This is a genomic window from Brevibacillus panacihumi W25, assembly GCF_000503775.1.
In the GTDB taxonomy this organism is placed as follows: domain Bacteria; phylum Bacillota; class Bacilli; order Brevibacillales; family Brevibacillaceae; genus Brevibacillus; species Brevibacillus panacihumi_A.
On sequence record NZ_KI629782.1, the window covers coordinates 314123 to 326994 of the forward strand.

Genomic DNA, 12872 nt, shown 5'->3' on the forward strand with positions numbered 1-12872 from the left:
AAACCTCCTGATAGGCAAAAGCTATCCATCTCATAATTATTATATCTTTGATCTATTTTCATTGCCATGATACAACCTTGATAAGAGTTTTTCGCACGAAGGAGGAAAAAGAATGATGAAACCCCGCACGATGTTTGAAAAAATTTGGCAAAATCATGTCATCCACGAAGAGGCAGGCAAACCAAGCCTTTTGTACATTGACCTGCACCTGGTTCATGAAGTAACCTCGCCACAAGCTTTTGAAGGCCTTCGTCTCGCCGGCCGCAAAGTGCGCCGCCCTGACCTGACCTTCGCCACAATGGACCACAACGTTCCAACCGCAGACCGCTTCAATGTGAAAGACCCGATCTCCCGTCAACAAATGGAGACACTTACGCAAAACTGCGAAGAATTCGGCATCACCCTCGCGGATTTGAACAGCCCGGATCAAGGGATCGTTCACGTCATCGGACCTGAATTGGGATTGACCACGCCTGGCAAGACGATTGTATGCGGCGACAGCCACACCTCTACGCATGGCGCATTTGGAGCCCTCGCCTTTGGTATCGGTACGAGTGAAGTGGAGCATGTGCTGGCTACCCAGTGCCTGCAGCAATCCAAACCGAAAACGATGGAAGTTCGCGTGAATGGCGATTTGCCTTTTGGCGTCAGTGCAAAAGACTTAATTTTAGCGATCATCGCAAAATACGGAACAGACTTCGCTACTGGCTATGTCATCGAGTATACCGGTGAAGCCATCCGCAAGCTCACTATGGAAGAGCGGATGACAGTCTGCAACATGACCATTGAGGGCGGTGCCCGCGCAGGTCTGATTGCGCCGGACCAAACCACCTTCGACTATTTGAAAGGCAAGCGCTATGCTCCTCAAGGCGAAGACTTCCTCGCAGCTGTTGAGGCTTGGAAGCAGCTTGTTACAGATGAAGGAGCTACGTACGATACAGTCGTCGAAATCGAAGCTTCTGAGATCGCTCCACAAGTAACCTGGGGAACCAGCCCAGGGATGGGTACGGATATTACCAAAACCGTCCCAGCACCTGAATCCTTTGAAACAGCAAACCAACGCAAGGCTGCCCAAGACGCTCTCGCCTACATGGGGCTGACTCCAGGCACGCCAATGAGCGAAATCAAAATCGACCGCGTCTTCATCGGCTCCTGTACCAACGGCCGGATCGAAGACCTGAGAAAAGCGGCGGAAGTTGCCAAAGGACGCAAAGTCGCCCCTTCTGTACATGCGATGGTCGTTCCCGGCTCACAATTGGTAAAACAGATAGCGGAGCAGGAAGGCTTGCATCTCATCTTCCAGGAAGCTGGCTTTGACTGGCGCGAATCGGGATGCTCCATGTGTCTTGCGATGAACCCAGATATCCTGTCCGAAGGCGAGCGTTGCGCTTCCACTTCCAACCGCAACTTTGAAGGCCGTCAAGGACGTGGAGGACGTACTCACCTGGTCAGCCCGGAAATGGCAGCAGCGGCAGCAATTGCTGGACATTTCGTCGATGTACGTGAATGGAAACGCGAGAACGCTAGCAAGGAGGTATTCCAATGAATCCATTTGTCATCCACACCGGAGTGGCAGCCCCGCTCGACCGTGTAAACGTAGATACGGACGCCATCATCCCCAAACAGTTTTTGAAACGGATTGAACGCAGCGGCTTCGGCCAATTCCTCTTTTACGAATGGCGCTTTGAGGTTGACGGCAGCCCAATCGACTCCTTCATTTTGAACACGCCTGCGTACAAGGATGCTACCGTACTGCTTGCCCGCAATAACTTCGGCTGCGGCTCCTCCCGAGAGCACGCTCCATGGGCCCTGCTCGACTACGGCTTCCGTGCGATCATCGCACCGTCGTTTGCCGACATTTTTTACAACAACTGCTTTAAAAACGGCATCCTGCCGATCAAGCTGAGCGAAGAACAAGTCGATGAACTGTTCAAGCGCGCCCAAGGAAAGGAAAACTATCAATTGACCATTGACTTGCAAGAGCAAGTGGTCAAAGACAACGATGGCCTCTCCTATCCGTTTGAGGTGGATGCTTACCGCCGTTACTGCTTGCTCAATGGTCTTGATGACATTGGCATCACCCTGCAATACGAAGACAAAATTGCTGCTTACGAGGCTCGCCGCTAATCATTGCGAGTTACGTGAAAAGGCGAAGGCATTGCTGCTTGCATGCCTTCGCTTTTTTTCGCTTATTGCTACTCGAACATCATGTACATATGTGCCTCGTCGACGTAGATATCCCCGATCTTCAGCGCCCTTTTCTCTAAGCCATACGGTGCAAAGCCCATTTTCTCGTAGAATCGCTTCGCTGATTCGTTCGCGGTAACCACTGCCAACTGGACCTGATCGATGTCGCCGAATGCTTGCAGATGTGATAGAGCGGCTTGCATCAATTGCCCCGCCACGCCCGTCCCGCGATGTGCATTTTTCACATACATAGAAACAATGGATGCTTTATGCCTTACCTTCGCACCCTTGTGTCGAAAGTAACCGATCAAGCCGATCATCTCACCGGCATCAAAGGCCCCGATATACCCGCTCTCCTCACGATTGGATTCTGCGAGTCTCGCCTGCCATTCTTCCAAGCTGCGGTTTTTCTCTTCTTCCAGACTGGCTCCAAATGCATAGGGTTCCTGCTCCAAGGCTTCCAGACGAATCGCAGCCAAGGCTTTCGCATCATCCGGATTCAACAAGCGAATCTGCATCTCTAGTTGACCCTCTTCCTGCTTTTCCCACCATCATAGTAGAGGAACGCTAGATTGTAAAGTGCGCTCGTCGATCAAGCAGTTTCGGTTTCACTACGGGATTCCAACCCAAAGCTCTGGATCGCTTGTTCACGCAGCTTGAACTTTTGGATTTTGCCAGAAGCCGTCATCGGATATTCCTCGACGAATTGGATGTAATACGGAATTTTAAAGCGTGCGATCTTCCCGTCACAATACGCCTTGACCTCTTCCGCTGTCAACGTCTCCTCCGGTTTGACCCGGATGCAGGCCAAGACTTGCTCTCCATAGGTGCTGTCCGGCACCCCGACGACCTGTACGTCGAGGATCTTGGGGTGCGAGTAGAGGAACTCCTCGATCTCACGCGGATAAATGTTTTCTCCACCGCGAATGATCATGTCTTTGAGACGTCCTGTTATCCGGTAGTAGCCTTCCTCATCTACTGTGGCAAGATCCCCGGTATGCAGCCACCCCTCTTCGTCGATGACCATCCTGGTCTGCTCTGGCATATTGTAATAGCCCTTCATCACCAGGTAGCCCCGCGTGCATAGTTCCCCCTGCACATGAGGTGGAACCGTCTCTCCCGTAGCCGGATCTATGATTTTTACCTCTACTCCTTCATGCGCGCGTCCCACAGTAGACACCCTGCGCTCGATTGTATCTTCAGGCCGGGTTTGGGTAAAAACGGGAGAGGATTCTGTCTGCCCATAGGCGATCGTAATATCTCGGATACCCATTTTCTCGATGACATTCTTCATCACTTCCATCGGACATGGGGAACCAGCCATGATGCCCGTTCTCAGGGAGCTTAGGTCTCGCGTCGCGAATGACGGGTGATTCAATTCCGCGATAAACATGGTGGGAACACCGTACAAGGCCGTGCAGCGCTCGTTTTCCACCACGGAAAGAACCAGTCCGGGATCAAAAGAGATGACCGGAACCATCGTCGCACCTGTAGCGACGCATGCCAGCGTACCCATCACACAGCCGAAGCAGTGGAAGAAAGGCACCGGGATGCACACCCGATCCTCCAGACCCAACCCCTGGCATTCGGCGACCTTGATCGCATTGTTGACGATGTTGTAATGGGAAAGCATAACCCCTTTGGGGAAGCCCGTGGTGCCGGACGTGTACTGCATATTGATTACGTCATCCGGCCCCAGCGATTGCTGTCTTTGTAAGAGAGCCTCCTCATCTATCGAGGCTGCCAGCTCCACCAGATCCTTCCAGAGGAACATCCCTGGCTGACGCTCGTCTCCCAAATAAATCACATTTTTCAAATGAGGCAGACGTTTGGATACGAGTTCCCCCGGCTGACTCGTGGCAAGCTCGGGACAAATATCCTGAATCATCTGTAAATAGCTGGCGTCTCGGTAGCCATCGATAAGCAAAAGCGTCGTCGACTCGGACTGTTGAAGAAGGTACTCCAGCTCATGCGCCCGATAGCTGGTATTGACTGTCACCAGCACCGCGCCCATCTTGGCAGTCGCAAATTGACTGATCACCCATTCCGGCACATTGGTGGCCCAAATTGCGACGTGCTCCCCTTTCTGGATGCCAAGCGACATCAGCCCCCTCGCCACCTGATTGCACAGCTCCCGAAATTTCTCAAAGGAATAACGCAGACCTCGTTCCTGGTAGACCAAAGCTTCTTTTTGCGGGTAATTTCCTGCTGTCTCATCTAGCAAATCGCCAATTGTAATGCTACGAAGCATGCAGACACCCCCACTCATTTTTCGAGTAGAATTTCTTCCTTCCTCCAATATATTCCTTCTACAGCAAAAAAAGAAAAGCGTCCCCCGATCGGAACGCTTGCCTCTTACTTCACGACGAATTTTTTGACTGCTTCTACCTTGTAAGGGAGATGATTGCTGTAATTTAGCTCGACACGCAATTCATGCTCACCCTTGGGCAATTTTTTCAAGAGAAATTCTGGTTGGTAGATCATGCCCTTCGCTTCTCCATTCAGGTAGAGATGCGCGTGGCCTTCTCCATATACCGGATCCATGCTCATTTCGCCGTCTTCTTCGACAAATTCAAAGTTCTGTGTAAGCAGCGATACTTCTGCTGTCGTTCCATCCACCTGAATGTCCAGATTCAAGGATGGCTTTTCCGAACCGACGGGTTTGTTCACCGGCGCGGCAGAGGCAGGGACGCTTTCTCCCCCAGGACGGTAGGAGTCGGACACGTTCAACGGATCCTTCACCAGCAGCATGATCCCTGCTACCAGGACAATCAGGAAAACGATGCCACCCAGAATGAGGTTGCGCATACTGATTATAAAGACCTTCATGTCTCTACTCTCCCTTTCACAGTGCTTGTCATTACTTTGTACATGCATACGCGAAAAGAAGAGAGGTTAGAAGTAAAAGTTTTTCTGGTTTTAGCGGTAATTGATGAACTGCACGTCCAGCGGCAGGTCAGCTTTACGGATCGCCGCAATGATCATCTGCAGCTCATCCCTGCTTTTGCCTGTGACGCGAAGCTGGTCATCCTGGATCTGGGTTTTCACTTTCAGACCAGCATCCTTGATGATCGTGGTGATTCGTTTTGCATTTTCCTTGTCAATGCCCTGCACCAGTTTGACACGTTGACGGACCGTTCCCCCCGCCGCAGGCTCGATTTTCCCGTAGTCAAGATTTTTGATCGGGACATCGCGCTTCACTAGTTTGCCGATCAGGATGTCCTTTACCTGCCCCAGTTTGAACTCATCGTCTGAAACCAGCACAATCTCTTCCTTCTCCAAGGAGATGCTGCTTTTGCTCCCTTTGAAATCAAAGCGGTTCTCGATCTCTTTGAGTGCCGTATGAATCGCATTGGTTACTTCCGACAAATCTACCTTGGAAACGATATCGAATGAATTTTCCTTGCTCATACGATTGGCTCCTTTCCGCTCATACCAGTGGTTTTGACAAATTACAAAGCTTTGACCAGCCCGCCGTCGACCAGTATAGCCTGCCCTGTCACATAACTGTTGGCAGGAGAGGCAAGGAAGGTGACCATGCGCGCGAATTCATCTGGCTGACCATAACGTCCCACCGGTATCAAGGCCTCCTCCTTGGTCCGAACTTCTTCCACAGTCATTTGGGTCCGTTCCGCTTGATTTTGGTCTAATTGGGCTACCCGGTCCGTCGCTATCCGGCCCGGACCGATCGTATTGATGAGGATTCCATCTGGACCAAGCTCTGTTGACAGGGATTTTGCCAAACCGACAACTCCTGTACGGAAGGTATTGGAGAGGATCAGATTTTCCAACGGTTGCTTGATCGAGGAAGAAGTAAAGTTGATAATACGTCCGAACTGCTTGGCCCGCATATGCGGCAGGACGGCGCGGATCGCCCGAACATAACTTAGCAGATTCAGCTCAAATGCTTTGATCCAGTGTTCGTCCGTGAGGTGGTCAAAGTTTCCAGGAGTCGGACCGCCAGAATTATTGACCAAGATGTCTACTCCGCCAAAGCGTGCGACTGTCTCGTCCACAATGCGCGCAATGTCATTTGCCTGAGTAACATCCGCTACGACCGACAGAGGCTCTTCGCCAGTCAGTTGCTGCAATTCGGCTTTGACCAAAGCGAGAGCTGCTTCATCGCGGCCGCAGACGGTTACATTCGCGCCCTCCTGTGCCAGACTACGAGCTGTGGCCTTGCCCAATCCCTTGCTGGAAGCCAGTACGATCGCCGTTCTTCCTTTTAATTGCAAATCCATGTAACATACCCCTTTTCATCATAAGCCATGTTTCCCTCCATTCTACAGAACTTTCTGAAGAACGAAAAGATAAAGAGAGGGGAAAACGCACTTCCCCTCCCCCTTTATTGGGTTTTATAACTTGATTCCGATGGCCGCCTCTGCAGCAGCTTGTTTTGCAGCTTTTCGGGCCTCTCTGCGCGCGAGTCTTTTTTCTTTTGCCCCCTCGAACAAGGAGTACAAGACCGGCACCAGGATCAGGGTCACCATCGTATGGAAAATCAAGCCGGAAATGACTGCTGTCGCCAAGGGTGCCTCGAGATCGGATCCTTCTGCCACAGCCATTGCCATTGGAAACATGCCGAGGATCGCTGTCAGCTTGGTCATGATGACTGGTCGGACCCTGTCTTTCGTTCCCTGGATAATGGCTTCTGACAATGGCATGCCCCGCTCCCGCAAGAGATTGATTCGGTCGATCAGCAAAATGGCGTTGGAGACGACAATCCCGATCAGCATGATCATCCCGATCATCGCCATCTCTCCAAAAATACGCTGCGTGAGGACGAATCCGATGACTACACCTACCAAGGCCATCGGGATGGTCAGAAGGATGATCAAGGGCTGGGAAATTCGGCTAAACTGCGCGACCATAATGACGTAGATCAAAGCGAGTACACCTACAAAAACCAAGAGAGCTTGGGTCATATTGGCGCTCTGTTCCTTCAGTTTCCCTGCAATTTCGACCTGATACCCCGCTGGAATCGCCAACCCCGGCATTTTTGCGGCAACCTCGCGTCCTACTGTCCCAAGATCTGTCCCGAGCATTTCTGCGAAGACCGTCACTTTGCGCTCTCCCTGATCCCGGACGATGACGACAGGCGATTTGCTGTACTTGATATCCACCAGCTCGATCAAAGGAACCTGTGCTCCCTGATTAGAGGATACCATGACCTGGCGCAATTGCTCCGGATGCTTCAACCAATTCTCCGGCATTCTCGCGACGACGTCTACATCCAAGCCGTCTTTTGAAATGACGGTAATCGCTTGCGTTCCCAGCATCATGCTGATCTGCTGCAGCAAAGAGCGATGATCCACGTCAAAACGAGCCAAGGCCTCCTGTCGGGGAACCAACGTGACCTTTTCTTTTCCTTCCTCTAAATCGTTGCGGATGTTGTTCACACCTTCGATGCTTGCCAGCATGGCCTCGACTTCTTTGGCGATCCCGGCCATCTGATCCATGTCGTCCCCTTTTATGTCCAACTGGATCGGCGCTTGCGTCCCTTGCCCGCCGAAAGCGGTTGTAATATTCTCGATTCCCGGGACAGACTTGAGCCGCTCGTTGATTTCTTGCGTCAATTCCTCCTTGCCCCGCTCTCGCTCTTTCTTTCCTTTCAGCAGAATAAAAATCTCAGATGAGCTTTTATTCGCGAAGAAGAAGACATCCTTCACTTCTGCCAATTGGCGCAGCTGCTGCTCTGCATCCATGGATGCCCGCTGCGTCGATTCCAAAGAAGAGCCCTTCGGCATGGTAATTTGCGCAAACACGATGTTTTCATTGACATCCATACCCTGGCCCAACTTCATGAACGGCATCAAAAAGCCTGATGCAAGCAGAAGCGCAACGGCTGCGATCACCGTCTTAACCCGATGGCGAAGGGCAAATTTCAACAGACGCTGGAAGGATCTGACGATGAGATGATCCTTGCCGCTTCCCTCCAGGGAGACTTTTTTGTCTTTTTGCAAAAAGCGCTCCGAGAATACAGGGACGAAGAAAAAGGCAGCCACGGTAGATGCGATAATCGCAGAAGTCACCGTAAAGGCAATAGTCGCCAGAATCGGCTTCAACCAGTCCTCAAAATCCGCAAACATCAGTGGCAAAAAGACGACGATGATCGTCAATTGGGAAGTAAAGACGGGCGTCAGCACCTCACGAGTCCCTTTTACGATCGCCTCAGACAGCGGCTCTCCTTTTTCCCGGAAATGATAAATGCTCTCCAGTACTACAATTGCCGCATCCACGATCAATCCCACTGACAGGCTGAGCGAGATCAACGTAACCATATCGATGTTATAGCCGCCAATTTTCATCGCAATGAACGTCATTAGTGCTGACAGCGGCAATGTGGTAGCGATCACGAGTGTCACACGCCAGTTACGCAGGAAGAGGAACAAGATGATGATCGCCAGTGAGCCTCCAACCATCAATTCACGGCTCAAATTGCTGACCGCATGCTGAATATAGGAGACGGCCTCCACCATAACTTTTATCTCATACTGACCGCTTGCTTCCGCATTGATTTCCTTGACGACTTCCTCTACCTTTGCTTGTGTGCTGATCAAGTCGCTGCCCTCTGAACGTTTGACAGACAAATAGATGAACACCCCGCCATTGGTAAGAGCGACCGAATCTTTCACTTGACCGCGCAGATCCTCAAGGGTTGCCAATTGGTCCAAAGAAACGGCTCCTTTGGGTGTGTCGATAACGAGCTGTTTCATCTCCTGCACGGTACTGTAAGAATGGTCGATCATCACGACGGTATCAAAACCGCTGTTTTCCAAAGTCCCCACTGCTTGTTTCCAGTTGGTTTGCTGCAGTTGACCGATGACTTGAGCCGGTGTCGTTTGATAGGCGTTCAGACGCTCGGGCAAGAGAGTGACTGCGATCTTATTCTCAAAGCTGCGGTCCGATACCACTACTTCCTTTACACCTGGCACAGCTTCGATGCGATCCTTGATCGCCGTCTTGGACAGACTGAGCAGCGCTTGCGGATCAGCACCGACAAGGGCATAATCAACCAGAGCATCGTCGCCAAGATTGTCCTGGCTGACATTGACTCGGTCCACATCTTTGGGAAAGTCATTTCGCAGCCGATTCACGGCATTTTGCACTTCCTGTTTGACCTGCTCCCCCTGACCTTCCTCCGCGATGATTTGGATAGAAGAATTGCCTGTACTCGTTTTGGAGGAAAATTCCTTGATTCCGTTGATCGATTTGAGTTCCTGCTCAATTTTTCTCGTTACTTTTTCTTCCATTTCTTCCGGTGGCAAAGCCCCGCCATTCACAGAGACATTTACCCAAGGAAAATTGGATTTTGGCACCAATTCAATATTGAAGCTGAACAACGAGCCCATACCGGCTAGCACGATCAAGAACGTGATCAGGTAGACGATGAGACGACGTTTCAGCAAAAAGAGAATCATCCGAATCATGCTTATTCCCCTTTCGCCTCCACTTTTTGTCCCTCTACATAAAAGGTAATGCCGCTCTTCAGGAGCTGGTCCCCGGCTGAGACGCCGGACAGAATCTCGATTTGATCATCGACCAATTGGCCTGTCTTCACTTCCTTTTTTACCGTGCTGCCATCGACAACCGCCATCACATAGTGATTCGCTTGACTGACTCCCACACTTTCCAGCGGCACGAGGAATCCAGCGATCTTGCGTGGCACCTTCACTGTTGCCATCATACCCCCGCGCCAGGATTCATCCGGGTTGGCGACAGTCACTTCGACACGGTATTTTCCTGTCTGCTTATCCATGACCGGTGCGACGAAGGTCACATTCCCCTCACCCGTCTTCCCGTCCTGCGATGCCACCTGAACCTTCGAATCTTTGCCGAAGAGCCCGATCTCGTCATTCGTCACATCCAGGGTTACTTTGATCTCGGACAGGTCAACCAGATGGATCATCTGTTCACCTGGCGATACCTGCTCACCGATCTGCTTGTAGATGTCCACAACAGTCCCGGCAAAAGGAGCCTCAATCCTAGCGTCATCGATGCTTTTTTTCGCCCGCTCTACCTGACTAGCCGCTTGTGTGATCGAAGCATTCGCGATCGCTACGTCCTCTGGTTCGGCTGCCCGACGCAAGGAATCCAGCGCCAATTGCGCATTTCTCGCTCCGATTTCTGCGCTCGTCAAGGCGCGTTTGCGTTCATCCATTTCACTTTGCGAGATTGCCCCTCCCGCCAATAGTCTTGCCCCTACTTCTACATCTTCTCTTGCTTTTGCCAATTGGTTTTGCGCGTTTGTCACCTGCAATTGCTGCTGCTCGATTGCCTCTTCGTTTGCACCCTTCAACGTCTTGCTTTTCCGAGCCGCCGCTTCCGTTACTTGACTTGCGGCTGCCTCCACTTCCTTTTGGTAATAGCGCGTATCCAAAGTAGCCAATAGCTGCCCCTGTGCGATATGCGCTCCTTTGACCGCACCGATGGAAGCGATCGTCCCTCCTGTACCAAATGGCAGAACTGCATCCCTCTTCGCTTCCATGATCCCCGTCAATTGCAAGAGAACCGAATCAGTCTGAGGTTTTACAGTCACTACTTCCACTACTTTTGCTTTTACAATCTCCTGGCTGGCCGCTTCGGGCTGATCTTGACTGCAACCTGCGGTCACAAGCATGAGTGACGCAAGAATGAATGCCGCTTGTTTTTTCACGATTATTCCTCCAATTGACTTACAATCTTTCCCTTGCGTTATTGTGCCAGTTTTTCCCTCCCTCCCAAACAGTCAAGGGTTGGAACTTTCTCTCCTCCTCAAGACGGAGGTCAATCATATCTTGCTAATAAAAAACAGCCGGAGCACAAGCTCCGACTGTTCGTTCCATGACTATTTTATTGTCCCATTAGTTGTTCCAACTCTTCTATCAACGCTTTGAAGACAGCCAAGGCTTCGCGGATCGGTTCTGGCGATGTCATATCCACACCCGCGTTTTTCAGCAGATTGAGCGGGAAATCTGAACTTCCGCCTTTTAAAAACTGAAGATAGCGTTCCACTGCTGGCTGTCCTTCCTCCAGAATCTGTTTGGAGAGCGATGTGGCCGCCGAGAACCCGGTGGCGTATTTGTACACGTAGAAATGGCGGTAAAAATGCGGGATTCGTTCCCATTCCAGTTCGATTTCTTTATCAATGACCATCTCAGGTCCATGATACGCGACGTTCAGCTCGCGATAGATTTCGTTGAGGCTGTCTGCCGTGAGCGGTTCTCCCGCCTCTTCCTTGGCGTGGACGATTTTCTCAAACTCCGCAAACATCGTCTGACGGAATACGGTCCCCCGGAATTGCTCCAGATAGTAGTTGATCAGGTACATCCGCTGGTGCTTATCATTTGTCGTCTCCAGCAAATGATTCATCAGGAGGGCCTCATTCACGGTAGAGGCTACTTCCGCAACAAATATTTTATAGTCTGCATAAGTGTAGGGCTGATTTTTGTTCGAGTAATAGCTGTGCAGCGCATGCCCCATCTCATGGGCCAGCGTAAACATATTGTTCACGTTGTCCTGGTAGTTCATCAGGACGAACGGATGAGTCGTATAAGCTCCCCAGGAATAAGCCCCGCTTGTTTTGCCTTCATTCTCGTGGACGTCAATCCAGCCCCCCGTAAAGCCTTCTTCCAGCACTTTTCCATAGTCTTCCCCGAGAGGATGCAGGGCTTCTTTGATGGTTTGCACAGCTTGGTCATACGGGATCTTCATGTCCACTTCCGGAACAATCGGGACATAGAGATCGTACATATGCAATTCGTCAACGCCAAGAGCCTTTTTGCGCAGCGAGATATACCGGTGCATCAAGGGCAAATGCTCGCGGATGGTTGCGATCAGATTGTCGTATACCGAGATGTCCACATTGTCGGCGAACAAGGCGGAATAGAGCGCAGACGGATACTTGCGCGTACGAGCGTAGAAGACATCCGCTTTGACCGAGGAAGTCAGGGAGGCAGCAATCGTGTTGCGGAACTTGCCGTACGTGCTGTACAACGCTTCGAACGCTTCCTTGCGCACGCGGCGATCTTTGCTTTCCATAAAATGGGTATAACGTCCCTTGGTCAGCTCCACTTCTTCCCCGTTCTCATCGGTAATCATCGGGAACTTGAGGTCGGCATTGTTCAGCATTCCGAAAATCTTGGAGGGAGCAGATGCCACTTCACTCATATTGGCCAGCAGAGCTTCTTCCTCTGCGGATAGCGTGTGAGGCTTGAAGCGCGTAATTTCGTCCAGCATAATGCGGTAATGAGCCAAGCCCTCATCCTGCTGGATCCATTGCTTCAAAGTGTCCGTCGGAATCGCCAGGATCTCTGGCTGTATGTAAGAAATAGCGCCATAAGCCTGCGTACTGAGTGCGGTGGCACGGTCTGTCAGTCCCTGATACTTGCTGTTGGCGTTGTCTTCATCACGTCTCATGCGGGCATAGACGTATACCTGATCAAGCGTCTGAAGCAATTCGTCCTGCAGGGTAAGAGCCTCGTGCAAATGCTTGGAGGATTGACCCAGCGTACCTTTCTTGGTAGCAATTTCCTCCGCGAGCTTCTTGGCTTTCTGCAGATCCTCTTCCCAAGCTGCGTCGGTCGGATAAATATCCTCCAATCGCCATTTATGCTCGGCTGGAACTTCACTTCGTTTCGGCAGTGTTTTGCTTTTATTCAAGTCGATCACTCCTCTTCGCTTCAACTGATGTTCACTACTTGTAT

Annotated in this window: 10 protein-coding genes; 2 read left to right on the forward strand and 8 right to left on the reverse strand. The window is 51.1% G+C overall.

What is annotated here, in order from left to right; translation table 11 throughout:
- Positions 1-115 precede the first annotated feature (115 nt).
- Positions 116-1546: a 3-isopropylmalate dehydratase large subunit gene (gene leuC / locus T458_RS30945; protein WP_031305325.1), complete on the forward strand. Its 1431-nt coding sequence runs from the start codon at positions 116-118 to the stop codon at positions 1544-1546.
- On the forward strand, positions 1543-2127 hold the full coding sequence (gene leuD / locus T458_RS30950; RefSeq protein WP_023554360.1) for a 3-isopropylmalate dehydratase small subunit: 585 nt from the start codon (positions 1543-1545) through the stop codon (positions 2125-2127). The genes leuC and leuD overlap by 4 nt, the downstream gene beginning before the upstream one ends.
- A gap of 68 nt (positions 2128-2195) precedes the next feature.
- Here leuD and T458_RS30955 read toward each other — a convergent pair whose 3' ends face one another.
- From T458_RS30955 to pepF, 8 genes are all read right to left on the reverse strand, one after another.
- Positions 2196-2705, reverse strand: coding sequence for a GNAT family N-acetyltransferase (locus T458_RS30955; protein ID WP_023554361.1), 510 nt, complete (start codon positions 2703-2705; stop codon positions 2196-2198).
- 74 nt (positions 2706-2779) lie between these two features.
- Positions 2780-4438, reverse strand: a complete 1659-nt coding sequence (locus tag T458_RS30960; RefSeq protein WP_023554362.1) for an AMP-binding protein — start codon at positions 4436-4438, stop codon at positions 2780-2782.
- A 104-nt stretch (positions 4439-4542) separates the two neighbouring features.
- A complete protein-coding gene (locus T458_RS30965) occupies positions 4543-5016 on the reverse strand; it encodes a hypothetical protein (protein WP_023554363.1) in 474 nt (157 codons plus the stop codon).
- Positions 5017-5106: 90 nt separating this feature from the next.
- Positions 5107-5598 (reverse strand): YajQ family cyclic di-GMP-binding protein, encoded by a 492-nt coding sequence (locus T458_RS30970; RefSeq protein WP_023554364.1) that lies wholly within the window; start codon positions 5596-5598, stop codon positions 5107-5109.
- A 41-nt stretch (positions 5599-5639) separates the two neighbouring features.
- Positions 5640-6428 (reverse strand): SDR family oxidoreductase, encoded by a 789-nt coding sequence (locus tag T458_RS30975; protein WP_023554365.1) that lies wholly within the window; start codon positions 6426-6428, stop codon positions 5640-5642.
- 114 nt (positions 6429-6542) lie between these two features.
- The gene (locus T458_RS30980) at positions 6543-9617 is read right to left on the reverse strand and encodes an efflux RND transporter permease subunit (protein WP_023554366.1); all 3075 of its coding nucleotides are present in this window, start codon (positions 9615-9617) and stop codon (positions 6543-6545) included.
- A gap of 2 nt (positions 9618-9619) precedes the next feature.
- The gene (locus T458_RS30985) at positions 9620-10843 is read right to left on the reverse strand and encodes an efflux RND transporter periplasmic adaptor subunit (RefSeq protein ID WP_023554367.1); all 1224 of its coding nucleotides are present in this window, start codon (positions 10841-10843) and stop codon (positions 9620-9622) included.
- 176 nt (positions 10844-11019) lie between these two features.
- The gene (gene pepF, locus T458_RS30990; RefSeq protein ID WP_023554368.1) at positions 11020-12828 is read right to left on the reverse strand and encodes an oligoendopeptidase F; all 1809 of its coding nucleotides are present in this window, start codon (positions 12826-12828) and stop codon (positions 11020-11022) included.
- Positions 12829-12872 lie beyond the last annotated feature (44 nt).